Genomic DNA, 22,457 nt, shown 5'->3' with positions numbered 1-22,457 from the left:
CACCCCTCTGCTTCTGCTTTTTTTTTTCTTTCGCTTGTGGGGGGGGGGGGGGGGTTTTGGGGGGGGGGGGGGCCCCCCCCGCGGGGGGGGGGGGGGGGGGGGCCAGCGCGCGAGGGTGGGGATCAGTAGACCGGTCTGCATAATTTCCCGCGGGCGGTGCGCGGGCGGGGCCTGGTCAGTGGGTGTGGTGGTAGGTGGCGAGGGTGGTGAAGGCGGCCTTGGGGTCCCAGGGGAGGTCGGGGTAGGTGGTGCCGGGGCGGTCCTCGTAGACCTTGACGATGCCGTAGCTGGCGAGGTCGAGGTCGTCGCGGGGGTCGGCGTCGGGGCGGTGCACGTGGTCGTAGAGGGCGAAGGTGAAGACGAAGGTGGCGTCGATGCCGCCGGCGTCGAAGGCCTCCAGCAGTTCGCGCAGGTAGGCGGCCTGGCCGGCCTCGTCGCGCTCGTGCGCGGCCTTCAGGCGGACGGGGCTCTCGGCGTCGTACTCGACGATGTCCAGGCCGAGCGCGCCCCGGTCGCCCGCGCCGCGGTAGCCGGCGGAGCCGAACTCGGTGATGGCGACGGGCTTTCCCTGCGAGGCCAGGCCGTGGACGCCGTCGGCGAACCGGTCGGCGGTCTCGGCGGAGCGGTAGAGGTCGAGGGAGATGAGGTCGAAGGGCGTCCAGTCGACGCGCTCCAGTGGTACGGCGGCGTAGGTGACGCGTCCGCCGAAGTGTTCGCGGACGGTGGTCACGGCCTGGTCGAGGAACGCGTTGACCCGGCCGCTGACCGGTCCGAGGTGTTCGCGGACTAGCTCGGGTCGGCTGAGCAGGGCGATGCGTTCGTCCGTGGTGTCGCCGGGCAGGAACCCCGGGTTCATCAGGCTGAGTTCGGCCCCGGTGACGAACACCACCTCGGCCCCGCGCCGCCGCAGCCGTTCCGCGCGCTCGGCGCAGTCGGCGAACAGGGCCAGGAGTTCGTCGGCGGCGAGTTCCAGCGGGTACGGGGAGTACCAGACCTCCAGTCCGAGGTCGGCGGCGAGTCCGGCGGCGAGTTCGATCCGGTCGGGGTCGCCGCCCATGATGCGGACCGCGTTGCAGTGCAGGTCGTCGCGGATGATGCGCAGTTCGCGTTCGACCTCCTTCGGGTCGAACCGGCTGCGGGAGTACGACCCGTTCCTGACGAATCCGGTGTCGTAGCTGATGCCTTTGGCGCGCACGGTGTCCTGCCTTCCTGGGGGTGGGACGGGGAGCAGGCAAATACGGTACGGCCAGTACCCTAGTTGGTGTGGGACGGAGAGGACAAGAAGGATGGGAGGGTAGGGGGCGGTATCGACGGCGGTACCGGCGACGGGGTCGGACTGGATCGGACGGGACGAGGGCCATGGCCGGGCAGACGCGGCGGCGCGGGGCGGCGCTGGAGGAGGCGATCCTCCGGGCGGCGGTGGCGGAGCTCACCGAGTCCGGATTCGCCGGGCTGACCATGGACAAGGTCGCCGCCCGCGCCAGCACCAACAAGAACGCCCTCTACCGCCGCTGGCCCAACCGCCTGGCCCTCGGCATCGCCGCCTACAAGCAGCTGGCCACCGCCGCCGTGCCCCCCGACACCGGTGAACTACGCGGGGACGCCCTGGAGTTGCTCCGCCAGGCGAACCGGCACTGGAGCTCCCCGCTCGGCGCGATCCTGCGCGAACTCCTGGCCGCCGCCGGTGGCGCGGCGGAGTTCCTGGCGCAGCTCCAGGACCAGTCCGGCGAGGCCGCGGCCGCCCCCTGGCTCACCGTCCTGGGGCGCGCGGTCGCCCGTGGCGAAGCGGCCCCCGAGGCGCTCCACCCCAGGGTCGCCACGGTGGCGGTGGTGCTGCTGCGCAACGAGTTCGTGGTGCGGGGCGTGCCGACCGCGCCCGACGACGTCCTGATCGAGATCGTGGACGAGGTCTACCTGCCGCTGATCCGGCGCCGCGGGCCGTCGGACGTCTGAACGGACACGGCCCTGGAGCGGCGCCCAGCGGGACTCGTCGGTCGGGCTGAGGGCGGGCTGAGGGCGGGCCGAGGGCGGGCGCGGGCCTCCGGGTTCAGGAACCGCCGAGGTGGCGGGCCTCCAGGTACACCGTCCGCTCGGTCTGCCCGGGGTCGGCCAGCACGCTGAAGCGGCTTCCGGTGGAGGTCGTGAAGTCGACGAAGAGGTCGTAGGTCACGTTCTTGTCGAAGGACCAGCCGAAGGTCCGGGTCTCGGTGTCGGAGTCGAAGCCCGTCCCGGCCCCCTGCCCGGGGCTCCAGGGGACGGGGCGGGCCAGGTCCACCGAGTGGTCGGCGAGGAAGCGGTCCACGCAGTCCTTCGGTGCCCGGAAGCTCAGGTTCAGGACCTCCCCGGGGTACTTCGCCGATCCGTGGAACCCGACGCCCTGAAGGTCGCACGCGGGCAGGTCCAGCCCGAACGCCTTCGTCACCTTTTCGAGGGTCTGCCCCTTCGGGCTGCCCGGGTACGCCCTCGGATCCGGATCCGGGTCCCCGGCCGCGCAGCCGGCCGCCAGGGCGACGGCGGCGGTCGCGGCCGCGACCAGCGCGGCCGAGCGTCGCGCCGGGCGGGATGTGAACGGCCTTGCTGCGCCTCGCCCTTGCATGAATGTCCCCTCCCCGGACGGGTGCCGTCCCGCAGGGAGGGCCCCACGGGACGGTACCGAAGGCGGATCGGATGAACAACTGGCGTGGGCGCCCGGCAGGATCCGCCGGAGGGGGCCTAACTGTTCCCGGCGACCAGGGAGTTGGTGAGCCGGTCGGCGACGGTGGCGTCGAGGGGGGCGTGGCCGAGGATGAAGCGGTACCAGAAGACGCCGTAGACCTGGTCGACGATCAGGTCGAGGTCGGTGTCGTCGGCGAGTTCGCCGCGTTCGCGGCCGCGGGCGAGGAGGTCGCGCAGGGTGGTGCGGCGGGTGGCGGTGAAGGTCTGCATGAGGTCGGCGAGGTGGGGGTCGCGGGCGGCTTCGCGGACGAGGGTGCGCAGGGCGGGGGCGGTGGTGTCGCGCTGGGAGCCGTCGAAGGTGGTGGCGATGAAGGCGCGGAGGTCGGTGCGCAGGGTGCCGGTGTCGGGGCCGGGGACGTCCTGGTCGGCGCGGTCGGTGAGGGCGTCGAGCAGGACGGCGCCCTTGGAAGGCCACCAGCGGTAGACGGTCTGCTTGCCGACGCCGGCGCTGCGGGCGATGGCGTCGATGGTGACGGGGGTGCCGTCGGACTCGGCGAGCAGGTGCAGGGCCGCGTCGAGGATCGCCTGGTGGGCGGCCTCGTTGCGGCGGCGTCCGGTGTGCGGGCGGGCTTCGGTCATCGTGTTCCCTTTCCTCTTCCCCCGCTTGACAAGACTATCAGTCTCGATAACATTATTGACGGAACTAGCGGTCTCGACAATATGAAGGACACGCCACCATGAGCACCACGTCAAACCTCTTCACCGGACAGCGCGTCGTCGTGATGGGCGGCAGCTCGGGCATCGGCGAGGCCGCGGCCACCGCCTTCGCCGCGGACGGCGCCGAGGTCGTGATCACCGGCCGCGGCCGGGACCGGCTGGACGCCGCCGTCGCCCGGATCGGCGGCAGGGCCACCGGCCACCAGCTGGACGCGGCCGACCCCGAGGCCGTCGCGGCCTTCTTCGCCCAGTCCGGCACCGTCGACCACCTGGTCGTCGCGGTCAGCGGCGCGGCCGGCAGCGGTCCGTTCGCCCAGCTCGACCTGGCCGACCTCGCCACCGGGTTCGACGCCAAGTTCTGGCCGCAGGTCCGCGTTCTCCAGGCGGCGCTGCCGCACCTGCGGTCGGACGGATCCGTCACGCTGATCACCGCGGCCTCCGCCCGCGCCGCGTTCCCCGGCACCGCCGGACTCGCCGCCATCAACGGCGCGCTGGAGGCGATGGTCCCGCCGCTGGCCGTCGAACTCGCCCCGCTGCGGATCAACGCCGTCTCGCCCGGCGTCATCGACACCCCGTGGTGGGACCGCGTCCCGGCCGGGCAGCGGACGGCGCTGTTCGACGGTCTCGCCGCCACCACCCCGGTCGGCCGCGTCGGCCGGGCCGAGGACGTCGCGCAGGCGATCCACCTGCTGGCCGCCAACACCTTCGTGACGGGCGTGGTGTTCGACTGCACGGGAGGGGCCAACCTGCCCACCGGGCGCTGAACGAACCGTCGGCCGACCGGGCCCGGCCCGTAGTCGGCTCCGGCCCGCAGCAGTGCCCGGCCCGGAGCCGTCTCCGGGCCGGGGGTTGTCACAGCTCAGCCGTACGGTTCGGTCATGAGCGTTCCCGACCTGATCCCCATCCGGTACGAGCCCGACTACCGCACCCGCACCATCGGCCGGTGCGAGGGCGGCCAGTTCCTCGCCTCCGTCACGGCGGCCTTCCCGGAGGTCGGGGCCGACGTCGAGAACTGGCAGGCGCAGAAGCGCTGGTTCGCGGTGCTCCACCGCTTCGACGACGCCGGCCGGCACCTCGACTCGCGCATCCACTCGACCGGCACGACGGCGGACGGCGAGAAGGCGGCCGTCGAGGCCGCCCGCGCACTCCTCGCCGACTGGCTCGACGCCCTCCCCGGCCGCGCGTACGGGGACATCGCCATCGCGCCGTTCGCCGTCCGGGGCGAGGGGTCGCTGTTCGGGCTGGTCATCGAGACGGACGAGACGGACGAGACGGACGAGGACAAGGAAGAAGAGGGCGAGGACGGCGAGGGCGGGGTCTGGGCCGAGCTCTACCCCGACGGCCTCGGCTTCCACGCCCCGTGGGACGGCTGCTACGACACCTGAGCCGCGGCCACCGTCACCGCTTCGCCTCCTGGCGGCCCTTGAGGAACACCCCTGGCACCAGGCCGACCCCTGCCGAGGCGGGGGTCGGCCCGTGAGGTGCGGTCAGCCCGCGTACTGGGCGAAGATCTTCGCGAACTCGTACGGCTGCTGCGCGATGTTGGTGCACTTGGAGAGCGAGCCGCCGGTGCAGGCGTTGGCGTCGCGGGTGGCGTCCCAGAAGGCCAGCAGGCCGAGGTGGTTCTGCCGGGCGAAGGTCACCAACTGCTGGGCGGCGGCCTGGTTGTAGATCTGGTGGTCGTCGTTCTCGCCGATCATCGGGGTGACGCCGACCATGGCCCACAGCTGGGCGTCGGTCTTCGCCGGGTAGAGCGCCTTGAGCTGGCCGAACAGGGCCTGGGCGGCCTGCACGGCGGCGTTGCCGTAGTCGGTGCCGGTCCGGTAGTAGTCCATCGCCATGATGTTCACCAGGTCGACGGCGACCCCGGCGTCGCGGGCGGACTTGACGATGGCGACGCCTTCGGTGGTCAGGCCCTCGGGCAGGACGGGCAGGGTGAAGGAGACCTTGAGGCCGGGGTGGGCCTGCTGGAGCTTGGCGAGCGCGGCGGAGCGGCGGTCGTTGGAGGCGGTGTCGGCGATGGCCGCGCCCTCGATGTCGAAGTCGACGTAGCGCAGGTTGTAGGCGTTGACCACGGCGTCGTACTCGGCGAACAGCGAGTCCACGGTGGTGCAGGCGGCGGCGAGTTCGGTGCCGCTGGCGCCGCCGAAGGAGAGCTTGACGTCGCCGCCGGACGCGCGCAGCGCGTCGATCTGGTCCTTGGCCCAGCCGGTGCGCGGGTCGTAGGCGTTGAACCAGCTGGCCTTGCAGCCGACGCCGGTGACGAAGCCCATGGTGTAGGCCTTGAGGTTGCCGGACTTGGCCATGTCGGGCATGGACGGGGTGGGCCAGGCGCCCATGTCGATGTAGGGCGCGACGGGGACGGCGACGTTCGGCGGCGGGGTGCTCGGGCCGCCGGTGGGCGTGCCGGTGGGGCCGCCGGTCGGGGTGCCCGAAGTGGGCGGCGGGGTGGTGGGGTTGCCGCCGCCGGGGCCGGTGAGCGTGATGTCGTCGGCGAGGTAGGCGCCCTGCCCGTACCAGCCGTGCAGGTAGACGGTGACGCTGGTGGTGGCCGGGCCGGTGGTGAAACTGGTGGACAGCTGCTGCCAGTTGGCGCCGCCCGGCGTCCAGATGGCCGGGTCGGTGACGCCGCTGCCGGTGGCACCCAGGTAGACGTACTGGCCCTGCACCCAGGCGCTGAGGTTGTACGTGGTGTTGGGCTGGACGGTGACGGTCTGGCCGCACTGTGCGGTGTCGCTCGCGCCGACCGCCCCCTTCAGTGCGTAGCTGCCGCTGTGCGCACCGGAGTTGACGACGCTGCCGGTCCCGCCGGAACAGCTCCACGGGCTGAGCGTGCCGCTCTCCAGGCCGGGGTTGGCCAGCAGGTTGCCGTCGGCGGCGCCGGCGTTCCCGGCGAGCGTGGCGAGGCCGCCGGCGGCGAGCGCGGTGGCGGCGGCGAGGCTCAGCAGCTTGGTGCGACCGGCGGTGCGGCGGTGCGTGGGGGCGGGCTGGGGCGCGCTGGGCATGGGGGTGCCTCTCGGGACGTGGGGCCGCCCGCGCCGCGAAGGGGGATACGCGGGGCGGGCGGCAGCATGGGGGCTGGTCCGGTGCGGGGGAGGAGCGCGGTGCTGAGCATCAAACTGGACTAGACCAGCTGTGCACGTCAAGCACTTCCGGGGCATCGGAAGCCCGCTGTGGGAAGGTTTTAGGAACGGTTTAAGGCTCCGGGATCCCGCTCCTGGAACACCGCTTCGCGCCCTCGGACGGCACCCCTGTCGACCTCCGGCGCCCTGGCAGGAGGATTTTCGGCTCCCGGCAGGAGGCGGCCGCGAAAGCGACGGCGGTGAAGGCCGGGCCGCGGAGTCGACCCGACGAACGCCGTCCCGCCCACGATTCCGTTGCCGCTGATGGCACTTGCCGCTGATGGCACTTGCCGTGATGGCGCCCGCGCCGATGGTCCGGGTCAGCGAACCCTGAGCGTCCCATTCGGCTTCGGCGTAGCTCTTCCGGTAACTGACCCTGTCAGGGCTCGTCGTGCGGGGTGAAGCACTTTAAGCGAGGGGGAAACAACGGTCGGCAAGGAGGAGAAGGCCCGCCCGCTGGTCTCGAACCGGCGGGCGGGCGGGCGGTTCAGTGGATCACCCGCAGCACGGCTTGCACTCCTTGACCTGGACGTCGTCCACGACCGGGCCGGCCGAGCCCGCGTTGGTGCTGGCGAAGGTCAGCGTGGTGGAGGCGTTCCGCGCGACGAAGCTGAACTGGCGCCCCACGTAACCCATGTTGGTCGGCGTCTTGCCGGTGATGTCGAAGGAGAAGTCCTGGAAGTCCTGGCCGTCGACGAGCGCCCGGCCGGTCTTCACGGTCGGTGCGGCCGACGTGTTGCCGGCCAGCGCGTACGTCACGGAGTAGGTGGCGCCCGGGACGGTGGTGAAGGACTGGGCGACGGCGCCGGTGGTGGCGCCGTTGAGGTCCACCGACTGGTCGCCCTCGGCGGCCTGCCAGAACCCGGCGCCGATCAGGTCGACGCTGCCGGTGGTGACCGTCCACGGGCCGATGGTCTGTCCGGCGCTGAACTCGGCGAAGCTGTTCGCCGGGGCCTTGGGCGACTCGAAGCTGCCGTCGTCGAAGCGGCTGAGGGCGCGGTGGCCGCCGGCGGCCTGCGCCGGGACGGTCACGGCGGTGGCGGCGGCCACGATCACGGCGACGGCGGCGAGGCGGGTGCGCGAGAACGTCATGGGTTCCTCCCCAACGGGATACGACTGGATGAGCCGATGATCGGCTGTGCCCAGAGGGTCCGCCGTCGCCGTGAGCCCTGCCAAGACCGGGCGGATGGCGCCCGGTGGTGCGGAGGTTCCGCCGACGGGCTCCCGCGCGCCGGTTTGACGGGTGATCACCTGGTGTCGGCCGGGCGGCCGGCCTGCGCCCGCCCGGCGGCGGGCCGTGGTGCGAACGCACGGTTCGGATGGTCGTGTCCGCTCGCATGGTGGTGAAGTCCGTCGCACGCGCTCCGCCTGCGCCTCGGGCGCATCGCACCCCCGGGTGAGCCGAGGGCCGCTCATATGATCAACGGCCCCTCTGGCGGTCGGCGGATCGGAAGTGGATCCGAGGCGGATCCGAGGCGCGTCCGGACGGGCTTGACCTTGAGTGCACTCCAAGGTGAAAGCTGGACGCGTTGATCCACCGCAGCACCCCGCGAGCGGCCAAGCACACCACCACGATCGGAGCACCGTCATGCGCAACGCCACGTTCGGTACCAACGGCCCGGAGACCGGCGTCATCGGCCTCGGCTGCATGGGGATGACCTGGGCCTACGACGTGCAGAACCGGGACGACGAGAACTCCGTCCGGGTGATCCGGCAGGCGCTGGACCTCGGTGTCACCCTGATCGACACCGCCGACATGTACGGCCCCTACACCAACGAGGAGGTGGTCGGCGCCGCGCTGGCCGGCCCGTACCGGGAACGCGCCTTCCTCGCCACCAAGGTCGGCATCGTCCCGGGCGGGTCCGGCCAGTCGGCCCGCGACGGCAGCCCCGAGCACGTGCGCCGCTCGATCGACGACAGCCTGCGCCGCCTCGGCACCGACCACGTCGACCTCTACCAGCTGCACCGGGTCGACCCGGCCGTCCCGATCGAGGAGACCTGGGGCGCCCTCGCCGAGACCGTCGCGGCCGGCAAGGCCCGCCGGATCGGGCTCTCCGAGGTGACCGTCGAGGAGATCAAGCGGGCCCAGTCGGTGCACCCGGTGGCGTCCGTGCAGTCCGAGCTCTCGCTCTGGACCCGGGACGTGCTGGCCGAGGTGCTGCCGTACACCGAGGAGCAGGGCATCGCCTTCCTGCCGTTCTCGCCGCTCGGCCGGGGCTTCCTGACCGGCAGCATCGCCTCCTTCGACGAACTGCCCGCCGACGACTTCCGCCGCCGGCTGCCGCGCTTCCAGCAGGACGCGCTGAAGGAGAACCTGGCACTGGTCGGCAGGGTCAAGGAGGTCGCCGAGCGGATCGGCGCGACGCCCGCGCAGGTCGCGCTGGCCTGGGTGCTGGCGCAGGGCCGGTACGTCTTCCCGATCCCGGGTACCAAGACGCCGCGCTACCTGGTGGACAACGCGGGCGCGGCCGAGGTCGTGCTCTCGGCTGCGGACCTGGCCGACCTGGACGCGCTGCCGACTCCGACCGGCGAGCGGTACTGAGCTGAGCGGCGAGCGGTACTGAACGGCGAGCGGTGTTGAGCGGCGAGCGGTACCGAGCGGCATGGGCCGTCCGGGTGGCCGGCCCCGCCTCGGAACGCCGTCAGGCCTCCCGGACCCAGATCAGCTGCCGCCCGGTCTCGGCGGGAGCCCGGACGGCGGCCTCGGCGACCCGGTCGAGCCGGTAGCCGAGCTTGCGCGGGACGGCCGCGCTGGCGCCGTTCGCCTCGTCGCAGTGGATCTCCACCCGCGCGATGCCGGGCAGCGCCAGGGCGGCCTCGGTCAGCGCCCCGGCCGTGGTGGTGGCGATGCCGCGGCCGGCGTGCCGGGCGGCGACCCAGTAGCCGATCTCCAGTGCGCCGGGGCCGATCCGGCCGTGCAGGCCGAGGGCGCCGACCACGCCGCCGGGTTCGGCGTCCAGGCCGACCAGGTACATGAAGTCGGTGCCGGCCTCCCAGGCGAGGGAGCCGGCCCGGGCCAGCTCGGCGGTCTGCGCCCGGGTGGGGGGCTCGGCCGCCCACTCCATCCAGGGCCGCAGGTGGTCCAGGTTGGCGCGGACGGCCTTGTTGAGCGCCACCGCGTGCGTGCTGCGGCGGCGCAGCAGCGAGATCCCGCCGGGCAGCCGCAGTTCCTCGGGCGGCCGCCCGGCGGTGACGGCGGCGGGAGCGGGCACGTGGAGCGGGGCGGGCGGGTACTTGCAGGACCGTGACTGCGGGTGGCTCATGGCCGCGATTATGTCCTTGGCCGGGACCTGTCACCAATGAATTCCAGACGGCCTCCCACCAGGCCTCTCACCGGTCCCCGCCACACCCCGGCGCGCCCGGCCGCACTCCCGGCGCACCGGGGCGCGCACACGCCCGGCGGTCAGAGCCGGATCAGCACCTCGTCCAGCTCCTTGCGCCGCAGATCCGGTACCCGCGCCCCCTCGGCCGGGTAGCCGACCGGGATGACGTACGCGGCGCGCTCCTCCAGCGGACGCTCGCAGACCTCGTTGAGGAACTTCATCGGGCTCGGCGTGTGGGTCAGCGTCGCCAGCCCGGCCTGGTGCAGCGAGGCCAGCAGCAGTCCGACCGCGATCCCCACCGACTCCTTGGTGTAGTAAGGCCGCGGCGAATCGGGCCCCTTGTGCACCTCGAACACCACGATCACCGCCGGCGCGTCCTCCAGGAACGGCTTGCGCCAGTCGGTGCCGATCGGCGCCAGCGCGGCCAGCCACTCCTCCGACGCCCGGTGCGCGTAGAACTCGCGCTCCTCGGCCTCGGCGGCCTCGCGCAGCCGCCGCTTGCGCTCCGGGTCGGTGATCACCACGAACCGCCAGGGCTGGATGTGCGCACCGCTGGGCGCGGTGTTGGCGGTCCGGATCGCCCACTCGACGACCCCGTCCGGGATCGGGTGGGTCGCGTAGTCGCGGACGGTCCGGCGCTGCGCCATCACGTCGTGGAAGGACTTGCTGCGGGCCTCGGCCTCGTGGGCCGGCACCGTCATCGGGGTGAGGGGGACGGTCGGATAGGGCGTCCCTGCCACTGCACTGTCAACCATGGTCGACAGCACAGCACATGACGGCCGCGCCGGGAAGAGGTCGAGACCAATCCGCAGATCAGGTCCATCCGGCGGGTCCATCCGGCAGGTTCATCCGGCAGGGCCGCCCGGCGGGGCCGCCCGGCCGGGCGGGACTACAGCTCGTGCACCCGCCCGTCCCGGACCTCGATCCGCCGGTTCACCGTGACGGTGTCCAGCATCCGTCGGTCGTGGGTGACCAGCAGCAGGGTCCCGGTGTACGAGCCGAGCGCCGCCTCCAGCTGCTCGATCGCGGGCAGGTCCAGGTGGTTGGTGGGCTCGTCCAGCACCAGCAGGTTGACCCCGCGCGCCTGGAGCAGCGCCAGCGCGGCCCTGGTGCGCTCGCCGGGGGAGAGGGTGCCGGCCGGGCGCTTCACGTGCACCGCCTTGAGGCCGAACTTGGCCAGCAGGGTGCGCACCTCCTCCGGCGTGAACTCCGGGACGGCGGCGGCGAAGGCGTCCGCCAGCGGCTCGCCGCCGAGGAACAGCCCGCGCGCCTGGTCCACCTCGCCGACCACCACGCCGGAGCCCAACGAGGCGCTGCCGCCGTCGAGTTCGAGCCGGCCGAGCAGGGCGGCCAGCAGCGTCGACTTGCCCGCGCCGTTGGCGCCGGTGATGGCGACCCGGTCCGCCCAGTCGATCTGGAGGTCCACCGGGCCGAAGGCGAAGTCGCCGCGGCGGGCGACGGCCGCGCGCAGGGTGGCGACCACCGAGCCGGAGCGCGGGGCGGTGGCGATCTCCATCCGCAGCTCCCACTCCTTGCGCGGCTCCTCGACCACGTCCAGCCGCTCGATCATCCGCTGGGTCTGCCGGGCCTTGGAGGCCTGCTTCTCGGTGGACTCGGCGCGCTGCGCCTTTCCGATCTTGTCGTTGTCGGAGGACTTGCGGCGGGCGTTGCGCACGCCGTGCTCCATCCAGCCGCGCTGCATCCGGGCCCGGGCCTCCAGCCCGGCCTTGGTGTCGGCGTACTCGTCGTACTCCTCGCGGGCGTGCCGGCGGGCCACCGCGCGCTCCTCCAGGTACGCCTCGTAGCCGCCGCCGTACAGGTTGACCTGCTGCTGGTGCAGGTCCAGCTCCAGCACCTTGGTGACGGTGCGGGCCAGGAACTCGCGGTCGTGGCTGATCAGCACGGTGCCCGCGCGCAGGCCCTTGACGAAGGCCTCCAGCCGCTCCAGGCCGTCGAGGTCGAGGTCGTTGGTGGGCTCGTCCAGCAGGAAGACGTCGTAGCGGGAGAGCAGCAGCGAGGCGAGGCCGGCCCGGGCGGCCTGGCCGCCGGACAGCGCCGTCATCGGCAGGTCGAGCGAGACCTTCAGGCCGAGCGAGTCGGCGACCTCCTCGGCGCGCTCCTCCAGGTCGGCGCCGCCCAGCTCCAGCCAGCGGTCCAGGCTCGCCGCGTACGCGTCGTCGGCGCCCGGGCGGCCCTCGACCAGGCCCTCGGTGGCCTCGTCCAGCGCGGTCTGCGCGGCCGCCACGCCGGTGCGACGGGCCAGGAAGTCGCGCACCGACTCGCCCTCGCGCCGCTCCGGCTCCTGTGGCAGGTGGCCGATGTTGGCGGTCGCCGGGCTGAGCCGCAGCGAACCGCCCTCGGGGGTGTCCAGCCCGGCCAGCAGCCGCAGCAGCGTCGACTTGCCGGCGCCGTTCACGCCGACCAGGCCGATCACGTCACCGGGGGCGACGACCAGGTCCAGGCCGGAGAAGAGGGTGCGTTCGCCGTGACCGGCGGCGAGGTCCTTGACTACGAGTGTGGCGCTCATGATGAGCCCGATTGTAGGAGGAGCGGGCCGGGTGGCGGAAAAGCCCGGGGCCGCGGCGCGGCTGCCGCGACCCCGGGGACCGGCCACGCGGGCCGGTCAGGAGGTCACTTGGACTTCTTCGAGAAGTAGTCGAACATCCGGGCCGCCACGTCGTCCAGGTACGGGCCGGCCTCCCAGGTGCTGGCGCCGTTGCCGATCGAGGTGTCGCTGACCAGGGCCGGCTTGCCGTCCTTGGCGGCGACCCAGCCGCCGCCGCTGCTGCCGCCGGTCATGTTGCAGCCGATCATCAGCATCGCCGGGCGGCTCGGGTCGCCGGTCTTCTTCACCGGCTTCCCGCTGTCGCAGTGGTCCAGCTCGACGCCGTCGAACGGCTTGCCGGCCGGGTAGCCGTAGGCGCTGACGCTGCTGAGCTGCTCACGCGGGGCGTTGAACCAGATCGGCACGGAGCCGCCGACGGTCTCCTCCAGCGACTTGCCGTCGCCGCTCGGGTTGGCGACCTTGATGATCCCGAAGTCGTACTGGCTCCACGGGCCGCCGTGCTCCGGGTCGGCCTCGGTCGACCACTGCGGCGAGACCATGCCGGCGGTCGCGCCCCACTCGCCGTACGGCTCGGCGGCGGTCTCGTTGGCCTGCTTGCCGCCGCTCAGCAGGCCGTTGCTGTTGTAGGCCGGGGCGAAGGAGATGTTGGTGTAGTACGTGCCGCCCTTGCCGCCGTTCAGGCAGTGGCTGGCGGTCCAGACCAGGTTGCTCTTGCCGGGGTTGGCCGGGTCGGAGACGACGGTGCCGGAGCACACGTAGTCCTCGTTCCCGTCCTTGAAGAAGAGCTTGCCGTTGACGTGCAGGTTCTTCGCGAACGGGTGCTGGGTCGGCTTGGCCTCGATGACGGTGGGCAGTGCGTCGCCGGTGCTCGGGGGCTGGGCGGTGGTGGGCTGCGCCGGGGCCGGGGCGGCCGGCTTCGAGGTCGGCTGCGCCGGGGCCGCGCCGGTCGGCTGGGCGGGCGGCTGCGTCGGGTCGGGCTGCGGCTGCGGCATCGGCTTGGGCTTGGCGTTCAGGATCCGCTGCAGGGTCCAGTAGCCCTTGACCGCCGGAGTGATCACGTTCTGCTGGGCCCACTTGTCCCAGTCCTCGAACTTCCAGGTCTTCAGCTCTTCGGCGGTCGGCAGCTTGATCGGCGCCGCGCCCGGCTTGCCGGTGGCGCCGGCCGCGACCGTCGGAGCCGTGGTCCGGGCCGTGACCGGGTCGCTGTTGTCCGGGCCGCACGCGGTCGCGGCCAGCACGGTCAGCGCGGCGACGGAGGCGCCCAGGACGGCACGGTTCGGCCGGTACATCGGTGACATGAGTTCAGATCCCCCTGTGAATAACCGCCACGCGACCCCTTCCTCGGGTACGGCTCCGGGGAGCCGCAGGCGTGGCAGGGGAGGAGTCTGCCATGCGGATAAAGGCCCCTTACGCACACCCCCGGACTGGGGCGGGGCCGTCACCGGATCGGCACCGGACCGGCACCCGCCCTCCTCCGGGCGCCCGGAATCCGGTCGGGCGAGCCGCTTCCCGACGCGTGTCCAGGGGTGCTTCCCGGTGCGCCGAAATTCGGTTGCCCGGGTCCGGCGCCGTGCGTAGCGTGGACGGAGTCACCCGCCAGACAAGGAGAAGGCCGTTGCTCTACTGAGGTCCCGAGACACCGCCCCCGCCGCGCAGGCCCTTCGCCGCGCGGTGTGCGAGTGTGCGACCTCAGTCACGGCCCCGTGGCGAGCCCGATCCGGCTGATCCGGATCCGCCCCGCCCTCCCCCGGCCGTACCGGCCCGCACCCGCGGTGTCTCCCCGTGTTGCTCATCGTTCCCTTCGGCAACCACCCGGGAGGCCCTCCATGGCACAACCCACCACCGCCGTCCTCTGCACCGATCTCACCTTCGAGTGGCCCGACGGCAAGCCCGTCCTGGACGGCTTCCACCTCGCCGTCGGCCCCGGCCGCACCGGCCTGATCGGGCTCAACGGCGCCGGCAAGTCCACCCTGCTGCGGCTGATCGCCGGCGAGCTGACCCCGACCGGCGGCACCGTCCGGGTCGACGGCGAACTCGGTTACCTGCCCCAGGGGTTGACGCTGGACACCACCGTGCGGGTGGACGAGGCGCTCGGCATCCGGGCCACCCGTGAGGCCCTGCACGCCATCGAGTCCGGGGACTCCGACCAGCGCCACTTCGACGCCGTCGGCGACGACTGGGACGTCGAGGAGCGCGCCCGCGCCACCCTCGACCGGCTCGGCCTGCACCGCCTCGGCCTCGACCGCACCACCGGGGAGCTCTCCGGCGGCGAGGCCGTCCTGCTGCGCCTCGCCGCCCTGCTGCTGCGCCGCCCCGACGTCCTGCTGCTCGACGAGCCCACCAACAACCTGGACCGGACGGCCCGGGAGCGGCTCTACGAGACGGTCGCAGGCTGGCACGGCGTCATGCTGATCGTCAGCCACGACCGCGAACTGCTCCAGCACGTCGACCAGATCGCCGACCTGCGGGACGGCGCGGTCACCTGGTACGGCGGCAACTTCGCCGAGTACGAGCGCACCCTCGCCGCCCAGCAGGAGACCGCCGAGCGGCTGCTGCGCAACGCCGAGGCCGACGTCGAGCGCCAGAAACGGGACTTGACCGAGGCCCGCACCCGGCTGGACCGCAGCGCCAGCTACGGCAAGAAGCGCTCGGTCACCCGCAACGACCCGCACATCTTCGCGGGCAAGCTCAAACGCCAGGGCCAGGAGACGGCCGGGCGGCTCCAGGGCATTCACACCGAGCGGCTGGGGGAGGCCCGGCAGCGGCTCACCGCCGCCGAGGAGGCGGTGCGCGACGACGCCGAGATCCGGATCGACCTGCCGCGCACGGCCGTCCCGGTCGGGCGCACCGTGCTCACCCTGCAGAAGGTCCGGCTGCCCTACGGCACCACCGCCGACCTCGACCTGCGCGGCCCCGAGCGGATCGCCCTGGTCGGCCGCAACGGCTCCGGCAAGACCACCCTGCTGCGCACCATCGCGGGCGAACTCGCCCCGCTGGAGGGCGAGGTCAGCACGCCGGTGCCGTTGCGCCACCTGCCGCAGCGGCTCGACCTGCTGGACGACAAGCTGACCGTGGCGGAGAACGTCAAGCTGTTCGCCCCCGCCGCCGGGGACAACGCGATCCGTGCCCGGCTGGCCCGCTTCCTGTTCCGCGGCGGCCGGGCCGACCAGCCCGCCGCCACCCTCTCCGGCGGCGAGCGGTTCCGGGCCACCCTGGCCGCGCTGCTGCTGGCCGACCCGCCGCCGCAGTTGCTGCTGCTCGACGAGCCGACCAACAATCTGGACCTCGCCAGCGTCCGCCAGCTCACCCAGGCGCTCGCCGCCTACCAGGGCGCGCTGATCGTGGCCAGCCACGACGTGCCGTTCCTGCGCGGCCTGGGCCTCACCCGGTGGCTGGAGCTGGACGGCGAACTGCGGGGGGTGGATCCGATGTAGGGGGACCGGTACGGCGCGGGCGGCCCCGCCCGCGACGCGGCCGCTACTGCTCGCCGAGGACGCGGCGGGCCGTGCTCAGGGCGGAGTCCTTGAGCCCGGCCAACTCCTCATCGGTGAACACCGGTGTGCGGACGTCCGGCGGGATGCCGGGGCCGTCGAAGGTGCTGCCGTCGGGCGTGAGGTACTTCTCGTTCGGCAGCACCACCATGAAGTCCGGCGAGAGGGTCTTGATCAGCACGTCGGAGAAGACGCCCTGGGTGTTCTCGCCGATCCGGACGACGTGCGGGGAGCGGCCCATCAGGGTCTGGGTGAAGGTCTCGGCGGCGCTGATCGACAGCGAGGAGGTGAGCAGGGCGACGGGGCCGGTGAAGTGCTCGGTGCGCGCGGGCCGCACCACGACCGGCTGCGGCCGGGTGAACTTCGTGGGGTCGGCCGGGTCGTCGCGGGCCACCTTGCGGTAGGCGACGTACGGGCGGTCGGTGAGCCGGGCGGCGATCTGCTGCCCGAGCGCGTCCGAGCCGCCGCCGTTCAGCCGGACGTCGATCACCAGGCCGTTGAGCCGGTCGGGGTCGGCGAGCAGGGCGTCCAGGGCCCGGTCGAGCTCCTTGGCCTGGGCGGCGAATCCGCCGGTCGCGTAACCGTCGAAGCCGCTCACCCGCAGGTAGCCGACGCCGTCCGGGAGCCGGCCCACGCCCAGCCGACTCACCCCCTGCGCGTTGACGGCGAACTCCTGTTCGGGGCCGGTCAGTTGTGCGTCGACGGCCTTGCGGGCCGCGTCCCGCAGGGCGGGCGTCGACTTCAGCGAGCCGTCGCGCCGGCCGGAGTAGACGCCGGTCGGGCCGGTGCCGGTCACCCGGGCCAGACTGGTGTGCGCGTCCTTGAGCGGGGTCAGCAGGTCGATGAAGATCTGCTGGAGCTGGTCGGTGGTGGTCGCCGGAGTGATCTTCGCGCGCTGCTCGTCGCGGGCCGCGTGCCAGTCGATCCCCTTGGCGGCGAAGAAGGGGTAGTTCTCCTCGAAGGTCTCCCAGAACCGGTCGAAGACCGCGAGCGGGTCGTTGGGGGAGGGCCGGGTGCACAGCGCCGGCAGCGCGTCCAGGCGGCGCAGCGTCTTGGTGCCCGTCCCGCCCTCCTCGACGTCGATCGCCCGGCGCCCGCCCGGCTGCGGGGTGAGGGTGAGGGCGTTGTCGCCCAGGACGTACCGGACGGTGCCGTCCCGGCCGGGGGCGCCGTCCTGCGTCCCGGTGACCCACCCCGGCACGCAGCTGTGCGTCGTCACGTCGTAGGTGGCCAGGCTGCTCCCGGAGACCACGGCCACCAGGCCGTACCCGTCCATCTGCCAGACCCCCTGGAGGGACCCGCCCCGCCTGTCCTGGCCGTCGGCCCGCGTCGCGGCCACCCCCGGCGCCGCCACCGTGACCGTCGTCGCGAGCGCCACCGCCGTGGCCGCCACCGCCCTGCCGACCGCTGCTCTGCCCACTGCCGCCCCGCTCGCCGTCGCCCGGCTCGGCGTCGTCCTGCTCGCTGTGGCCCTGCCCACTGCCCTGCGCGTCATCTCCGGCCTCCGCCGAACCGCCCGGCCTCCCCCGCGGAACCGCTCCGCCGCCTTGCCCCCGACGCTACGGCGGCCCCCACCGCCCCGGCGTCATCCCGCGCGCCCGACCCCCGCCCGACTTCGGGGCTACCCGCGGCTCCGCCGAAACCACTCCGTGGGGGTATCGACAGCAAACCCTTTTGACGGTGGGTGAAAATCCTCCGTCGGTGGTCCCAACTCCGGTGCGCTCCAGTACCATCGGCGCCATGCCTGCGCTCAACATCGAGTACACGGAGCACGAGCTCGCCGCGATCCGCGAGGCCGCCGCCGCGGACGGCAAGAGCATCAAGGCGTACATCCACGACCTGAGCGTGCGGGAGCAGCAGCGGCGGGTGTTCGTGGACCACGCGGTGGCGTTCTGGAAGTCGCACCGGGCGGAGTTCGACGCCGCGTTCCCGGAGGACGCGCCGGCGGCGTGAACGGCGCGGCGGGGGTGCGGGGATGATGCCGCTCCACGTCGACCTGCGCTGGCTGCTCGACGTGCAGGAGCTGGCCTCGCCGGAGGACCTCAGCGTGCGGGACTACTCCGCGCTCCAGGCCGCCGTCGCCCGGCACCGGGTGAACACCGCGCAACTCGGCCACGACGCCGACGCCGCCTGGTGCGCGGCCACCCTGATGCACACCATCGTGCTGCTGCGCCCCTTGCCGGTGCGCAACAACCTGTACGCCTGCATGACGACGGCCGCGTACATGCACGCGGCCAAGGAGGGCATCGACCCGCCGTACGGGGCGCTGGTCGAGCTGGCCCGCGACATCGCGGCGGGCGGGGCGGACGTGTTCGCGGCGGCCGACCGGATCCGCTCCTGGCGGATCTGAGGCCGGCCGCCGCGCGGACGGTCACCCGGGAAGGGAGCCCCCGGGAGAGGGCGACCCCGGGAAGGGCGCCATCTGCGCCCGGGCATTCAGGACTTGGCGGACCTCAGCTTGCCCGCGACCAGCGTTCCCAGCCGGTCCAGGCCGACCACGGCGGCGGCCAGCACCACGAACTCGACCGTCAGCAGGGCTATCTGGCCCCAGACGTAGCCGTAGCCCTTGGTGGTGGGGTCGAAGAAGAAGTAGGGGTAGGGCGTCGGGTAGTCGTCGAACAGCGCGTTCCGGGCGAGCACGATCGCCGCGTAGCCGAGCGGGAAGGCCAGCCAGAGCGGGATGTCCTTCCAGGCCGCCGCGTTGCGCGGCTTCAGCACCAGCCAGTCGGCGATCACCATCACCGGCGTCACGTAGTGCAGGAAGAACGACGACCAGTGCGCGAGCTTGTCCGGCCCGCTGACCAGCCCGGGCAGCGGGTTGGCGCCGTGCTGGAGCAGGACGTGCGAGACCAGCCCGGTGATCAGTATGTACAGGGTGGCGGCGCCGCGCAGCCGGGGCGCGGGCGCGTCCACGGTGTCGCGCTTGAGCATCCAGTACACGGCGCCGATGAAGTAGCCGAGCACGATGACGTTGCTCTGCACGGTGAAGAACACCAGCGGCGCGGTTCCGAGGGTCAGGCCGAGGCCCGCCGAGAGCACGATGCCCATGCGCCACCACAGCGCGGGGCGGGTCCGGACTGTCATGCGGCCACCAGTTCGTTTCAGGCGATACGGGAGGTATCGGACGGCTAAGGGGGAACGCCGCACTCTACTCGCAGGTAGCGGGGGGACGGAAGAAACGGTCCTGCTCGGGGCCGGACCCGCCGGACCCGCTGGACCCGCCGGACTCCGCAGCCCTGCCGGCCCCTGAGGCCCTGAGTCCCTGAGTCCCCCTCGGCTCAACCCGGCAGGACGAAGCCCGACTCGTACGCCGCGATCACCACGCGGATGCCGTCGCGGGCCCCGTCGCGGCTCTCGCCGTGCGCGTTCTCGCCGTGCGCGCTCCCGCCGTGGTCGTCCTCGTTCATCGTGTCCCTCCCCCCGGCAGCCAGACGGCCAGCCGCCACGTCGTCCCGCACTCGCTCGGCCCCGCCGTGCTCCCGCCGCACAGGGCGGTCACGCGCTCCCCGATCCCGCGCAGCCCGCGCCCGCCGCCAGGGCGGCTCGGGCGGGCGGGGCCCAGCGGGTTGGTGAGTTCGATCTCCAACCGGCCCCCGGCCAGGACGACCCGCAGTCCGGCCGGCGCGGGCCCGGCGTGCCGCAGCACGTTGGTCAGGCCCTCCTGCACGATCCGGTACGCCTCCCGGGAGACCCCGGCGGGCAGCCGGGCCAGGCCCGGGGCCAGCTCGGCGTTCACCGTCACACCGGTGCGGGCGAGTTGGCGCAGCAGGTCGTCCAGCCCGCCGAGCGTCGGCCCGGCGGGCCGGTCGGCGTCGGCCTCCTCCTCGCGCAACAGCCCGAGCACGGCGTCCAGTTCGGCGACGGCCGCTCGCGTGGTCCGCTCGATCGCCTGGAGTGCCTCGGCGGCGAAGTCCGGGTCGGTGCGCAGCACCCGGGCGGCCGCCGAGGCCTGGATGCCGACCGCGCTGAGCGCGTGCCCGACCGAGTCGTGCAGTTCGCGGGCCAGCCGGTTGCGCTGGGCGAGCACGGTGGTCCGGCGTTCGGCGGCGGCCAGCCGCTCCTCCGGGGTCGGGCCGAGCAGGGCCGGCGCCCAGCGGGCCAGCAGGGCGCCGCAGCCGGCGCTGGTGGCGACGATCAGCAGCAGGAGGGCGAGGCCCAGCGCCGGGCCGGTGAGCATCCAGCCGGGGAAGCGGCCCTCCCGGTACCTCGCGAGATCCCCGCACAGTGCCCGGGCCGCGGCCCCCCTCCAGCGCCCGTACGGTCGGCACCAGCGCGGTGGCGGCGGCCATCGGCAGGGAGGTGAACAGCGCGGTGAGCTGTAGGAGCGTCTGGCGCAGTTGCCCCTGGTCCGGGTTGAGCGCCCCGAGCATCACCACCGAGAGCAGCCAGTACGGCATCAGCAGCGCGCCGCCCAGCACCAGGTGCACCCAGCGCAGCCGGGCCCGCCGCCCCAGCAGCGCCCCCGCCGCCCGCCGCATCCGGCCGCCCGCCCCCGTGTTCACCCGGGTGACCCTGCGTCAGCGGGTGCGCGGCCCGCGGCCGCCCGTCCGGCCGGCGCCACCGCGCCCGCCGACGGGGCCGGCAGTAGCCCGGGCCGGCGCCGCGCGTCCTCCCTGGTCCTCATGCCGTCCACGGTCCCGCCGCCCCCCCGGGCCGACGCGTCAACCCGGCGAACGGTCCCCCTCCCCCTCCAGGGGGATCTTGCCCTGCGACCCTCCTCCCGGGCCGGGGGAGCGTCGTTGACCCGGACACACGCCTCACGAGACACGCAGGTGGACGGGAGAGGACACCGCCATGGCCGAACCGTCCGTACCGGTACCGCCGCCCCGGTACCCGCACCTGCCACCGGTCGCCCCGACGGTGCCCGACCCGCTGCAGCAGCTCATCCAGGCCCAGACCGGCGCGCCGCGCGGCGACGCCACCGCCTACCTGCGGGCGGGGGCGCACCTCGACCCGGCCTTCCGGGACGCGGTGATCGAGGAACTCGCCGAACACCCGTACCGGGTACCGCCGCCGACCCCCGGGGTCGACCTGGCGGCGGTGCTCAAGGAGTGCTACGCGGCGCGGCGGCAGGCGGTGGGGCGGGCGGTGCTGGTCCTGCTGACCGCGGCCGTGCTGCCCGTGCTCGCGGTGTGCGGCGCCGTCTCCCTCATGGCGTCCGGTCAGGCCGACGTGCCGCACGCGCTCGATGTGCTGCTGCGGCTCTGGCTGCTGCAACTGACCGTCCCCCTGGTGTTCGTGGCGGCCTGGCTGATCCGGTCCGACCGGCCCCGGCGCCGCCGGACCGGCAACTGGCTGGCCGTCGGCTGCCTGCTTGGCGCGGTCGAGGTGCTCGGGTGGCACTGGATCGCCGCCCTGCTGGCCGTCTGGTTCGCGGTGTCCCTGGTCGGCCGGCGGCGGCTCGAACAGACGCTGTACGAGCTCGGCACCGGCCGGGCCGCCGCCCCCGAGGACCCCCTCCGCAAGGACCTGTACCGGCGGCTCGCGCGGCAGCAGGCTGACCCCGACGTCGTCTACAGCGACTACGCGCCCTTCGTCGGCGCCGGGATCGAGATCGACCACTGGTCCTTCGCCGACGACCTGCTGCCCGACGACCCGCTGCCCGAGGCCCAGGCGGAACCGGCGGCCACCGCACGGGCGTTGACCGTTCCGGCCGTCCACGCCCGGCTGCGCACCGAACTCGCCCGCCTCGGCGCCGCCGACACACCCGCCTACCCGGGCGACCGCCTGCACGGGATCGCCGTGCACGACCTCGTGTTCAAGAGCGGCAAGCGCCTCGGCCCCGCCGCCGACTGGTGCGGCCACGGCCCCGGCACCGCGTTCGCCGCCCTCGCCCCGTACGCGGCCCACTGCGCCGCCGCGCTGAACGGGGGCGGGCCGGACCCGGAGCACTGGTGGGTGGAGAGCGTCGACCTCGCCGCCGAGGAACGGATGCGGCACTACCTGGCGGTGCGGGTCGCGGGCTGGCGCGAGGAGATCGTCGTCACCGTGTTCGTGCGGGCCCAACTCCAGGGCGGGCAGCTGTTCCTGGAGAGCAGGGCCTTCGTGCTGCCGCCGATCGCGCGTGCCTACCACGCGATCGACACCGCGGCCCCGCCCGCCGATCTCGGCGACTGGCTCGGCCTCTGCGCGGCGTCCCTCGCGGCGCTGCCCGCTCTGGTGGCGGGCTCGGTCGGCGTGCTGCGCCGCGCCGCGCGCAGCCGGCGCGCCGTCGGGCGCAACGCGCTCCGCTACGCCCGGATGTGCCGGGAGAACCGGCTGGTCGACCACGGCCCCACGCTGTCCGTCCGGGAGCTGGGAGCGGAGCGCGCGTACCAGCAACTGTTCCAGGAGATGGACGTCCAGCGGTACGTGAAGTGCGTCAGGGCCCGGATCGTGTCGGCCGTCCGCGACTGTCTGCGGGACCACGGCTACCGGACGGACGGGGCGGAGCAGTTGCAGCACGTGGTGATCAACAACGGCGTGCAGGTGCACGGCGACGTCCACGGCGTCGTGCAGACCGGGGACGCGGCCAACGCCTCGTACCGGACGCTCACCACCCCGGCGCCGCGCGTCGGCGGCACCCGGCAGGACTGAACGGCAC

At 73.5% G+C, this 22,457-nt stretch carries 21 protein-coding genes; 8 read left to right on the top strand and 13 right to left on the bottom strand.

Annotated features, from left to right (window positions below; translation table 11 throughout):
* Positions 1 to 175: 175 nt before the first annotated feature.
* Positions 176 to 1,195 carry a hypothetical protein gene (locus tag AB0P03_RS27735; RefSeq protein ID WP_363631459.1) on the bottom strand — a complete coding sequence of 340 codons (1,020 nt, stop codon included), beginning with the start codon at positions 1,193 to 1,195 and terminating at the stop codon, positions 176 to 178.
* 164 nt (positions 1,196 to 1,359) lie between these two features.
* Between AB0P03_RS27735 and AB0P03_RS27730 the strand changes: the two genes are divergently transcribed.
* A complete protein-coding gene (locus tag AB0P03_RS27730; RefSeq protein WP_363631457.1) occupies positions 1,360 to 1,953 on the top strand; it encodes a TetR/AcrR family transcriptional regulator in 594 nt (197 codons plus the stop codon).
* A gap of 94 nt (positions 1,954 to 2,047) precedes the next feature.
* Here AB0P03_RS27730 and AB0P03_RS27725 read toward each other — a convergent pair whose 3' ends face one another.
* Together AB0P03_RS27725 and AB0P03_RS27720 are read right to left on the bottom strand one after the other, a co-directional pair.
* Complete coding sequence (locus AB0P03_RS27725; protein ID WP_363585700.1) at positions 2,048 to 2,596, bottom strand: hypothetical protein; 549 nt, start codon at positions 2,594 to 2,596, stop codon at positions 2,048 to 2,050.
* Between the two features lie 116 nt (positions 2,597 to 2,712).
* Positions 2,713 to 3,294: a TetR/AcrR family transcriptional regulator gene (locus AB0P03_RS27720; RefSeq protein WP_363585699.1), complete on the bottom strand. Its 582-nt coding sequence runs from the start codon at positions 3,292 to 3,294 to the stop codon at positions 2,713 to 2,715.
* A gap of 98 nt (positions 3,295 to 3,392) precedes the next feature.
* On the opposite strand from AB0P03_RS27720, the gene AB0P03_RS27715 reads away from it, so the two are divergent.
* Both AB0P03_RS27715 and AB0P03_RS27710 read left to right on the top strand, forming a co-directional pair.
* The gene (locus tag AB0P03_RS27715) at positions 3,393 to 4,136 is read left to right on the top strand and encodes an SDR family oxidoreductase (protein ID WP_363585698.1); all 744 of its coding nucleotides are present in this window, start codon (positions 3,393 to 3,395) and stop codon (positions 4,134 to 4,136) included.
* A 114-nt stretch (positions 4,137 to 4,250) separates the two neighbouring features.
* Complete coding sequence (locus tag AB0P03_RS27710; RefSeq protein ID WP_363631455.1) at positions 4,251 to 4,757, top strand: hypothetical protein; 507 nt, start codon at positions 4,251 to 4,253, stop codon at positions 4,755 to 4,757.
* A 102-nt stretch (positions 4,758 to 4,859) separates the two neighbouring features.
* Here the strand turns inward: AB0P03_RS27710 and AB0P03_RS27705 are convergent, their stop codons facing one another.
* Positions 4,860 to 6,377 (bottom strand): carbohydrate binding domain-containing protein, encoded by a 1,518-nt coding sequence (locus AB0P03_RS27705; RefSeq protein WP_363631454.1) that lies wholly within the window; start codon positions 6,375 to 6,377, stop codon positions 4,860 to 4,862.
* Positions 6,378 to 6,989: 612 nt separating this feature from the next.
* Positions 6,990 to 7,586 (bottom strand): choice-of-anchor C family protein, encoded by a 597-nt coding sequence (locus tag AB0P03_RS27700; protein WP_363631452.1) that lies wholly within the window; start codon positions 7,584 to 7,586, stop codon positions 6,990 to 6,992.
* Between the two features lie 496 nt (positions 7,587 to 8,082).
* On the opposite strand from AB0P03_RS27700, the gene AB0P03_RS27695 reads away from it, so the two are divergent.
* Entirely contained in the window at positions 8,083 to 9,036 is a 954-nt protein-coding gene (locus AB0P03_RS27695; protein ID WP_363585694.1) for an aldo/keto reductase, read from the top strand.
* 100 nt (positions 9,037 to 9,136) lie between these two features.
* Here AB0P03_RS27695 and AB0P03_RS27690 read toward each other — a convergent pair whose 3' ends face one another.
* The 4 genes from AB0P03_RS27690 to AB0P03_RS27675 form a co-directional block, all read right to left on the bottom strand.
* Positions 9,137 to 9,757, bottom strand: a complete 621-nt coding sequence (locus AB0P03_RS27690) for a GNAT family N-acetyltransferase (RefSeq protein WP_363585693.1) — start codon at positions 9,755 to 9,757, stop codon at positions 9,137 to 9,139.
* Positions 9,758 to 9,897: 140 nt separating this feature from the next.
* Positions 9,898 to 10,572, bottom strand: coding sequence for a nitroreductase family protein (locus AB0P03_RS27685; protein WP_363631451.1), 675 nt, complete (start codon positions 10,570 to 10,572; stop codon positions 9,898 to 9,900).
* A 134-nt stretch (positions 10,573 to 10,706) separates the two neighbouring features.
* A complete protein-coding gene (locus AB0P03_RS27680) occupies positions 10,707 to 12,344 on the bottom strand; it encodes an ABC-F family ATP-binding cassette domain-containing protein (RefSeq protein ID WP_063347012.1) in 1,638 nt (545 codons plus the stop codon).
* 104 nt (positions 12,345 to 12,448) lie between these two features.
* Entirely contained in the window at positions 12,449 to 13,681 is a 1,233-nt protein-coding gene (locus tag AB0P03_RS27675; RefSeq protein ID WP_363631449.1) for a hypothetical protein, read from the bottom strand.
* A 528-nt stretch (positions 13,682 to 14,209) separates the two neighbouring features.
* On the opposite strand from AB0P03_RS27675, the gene AB0P03_RS27670 reads away from it, so the two are divergent.
* Positions 14,210 to 15,817 (top strand): ABC-F family ATP-binding cassette domain-containing protein, encoded by a 1,608-nt coding sequence (locus tag AB0P03_RS27670; RefSeq protein ID WP_363631447.1) that lies wholly within the window; start codon positions 14,210 to 14,212, stop codon positions 15,815 to 15,817.
* Between the two features lie 43 nt (positions 15,818 to 15,860).
* On the opposite strand, the gene AB0P03_RS27665 is transcribed toward AB0P03_RS27670, so the two are convergent.
* The gene (locus tag AB0P03_RS27665) at positions 15,861 to 17,294 is read right to left on the bottom strand and encodes a S41 family peptidase (protein WP_363631446.1); all 1,434 of its coding nucleotides are present in this window, start codon (positions 17,292 to 17,294) and stop codon (positions 15,861 to 15,863) included.
* Positions 17,295 to 17,614: 320 nt separating this feature from the next.
* Between AB0P03_RS27665 and AB0P03_RS27660 the strand changes: the two genes are divergently transcribed.
* Complete coding sequence (locus tag AB0P03_RS27660; RefSeq protein ID WP_063351004.1) at positions 17,615 to 17,827, top strand: hypothetical protein; 213 nt, start codon at positions 17,615 to 17,617, stop codon at positions 17,825 to 17,827.
* A 22-nt stretch (positions 17,828 to 17,849) separates the two neighbouring features.
* Entirely contained in the window at positions 17,850 to 18,224 is a 375-nt protein-coding gene (locus tag AB0P03_RS27655; protein WP_363625242.1) for a toxin Doc, read from the top strand.
* Between the two features lie 86 nt (positions 18,225 to 18,310).
* On the opposite strand, the gene AB0P03_RS27650 is transcribed toward AB0P03_RS27655, so the two are convergent.
* The 3 genes from AB0P03_RS27650 to AB0P03_RS27640 all read right to left on the bottom strand — a co-directional run bounded on the left by AB0P03_RS27650 (position 18,311) and on the right by AB0P03_RS27640 (position 20,051).
* A complete protein-coding gene (locus AB0P03_RS27650) occupies positions 18,311 to 18,958 on the bottom strand; it encodes a Pr6Pr family membrane protein (RefSeq protein WP_363371201.1) in 648 nt (215 codons plus the stop codon).
* Between the two features lie 194 nt (positions 18,959 to 19,152).
* On the bottom strand, positions 19,153 to 19,281 hold the full coding sequence (locus tag AB0P03_RS27645; protein WP_363631444.1) for a hypothetical protein: 129 nt from the start codon (positions 19,279 to 19,281) through the stop codon (positions 19,153 to 19,155).
* On the bottom strand, positions 19,278 to 20,051 hold the full coding sequence (locus AB0P03_RS27640) for a histidine kinase (RefSeq protein WP_363631442.1): 774 nt from the start codon (positions 20,049 to 20,051) through the stop codon (positions 19,278 to 19,280). The genes AB0P03_RS27645 and AB0P03_RS27640 overlap by 4 nt, the downstream gene beginning before the upstream one ends.
* 617 nt (positions 20,052 to 20,668) lie before the next feature.
* On the opposite strand from AB0P03_RS27640, the gene AB0P03_RS27635 reads away from it, so the two are divergent.
* Positions 20,669 to 22,450 (top strand): hypothetical protein, encoded by a 1,782-nt coding sequence (locus AB0P03_RS27635; RefSeq protein WP_363631441.1) that lies wholly within the window; start codon positions 20,669 to 20,671, stop codon positions 22,448 to 22,450.
* Positions 22,451 to 22,457 lie beyond the last annotated feature (7 nt).

This window comes from Kitasatospora sp. NPDC088779, from assembly GCF_040685395.1.
Lineage (GTDB): Bacteria > Actinomycetota > Actinomycetes > Streptomycetales > Streptomycetaceae > Kitasatospora.
The sequence above is the reverse complement of the archived record's forward strand: the minus strand, read 5'-3'. Positions and strand labels throughout refer to the sequence as shown.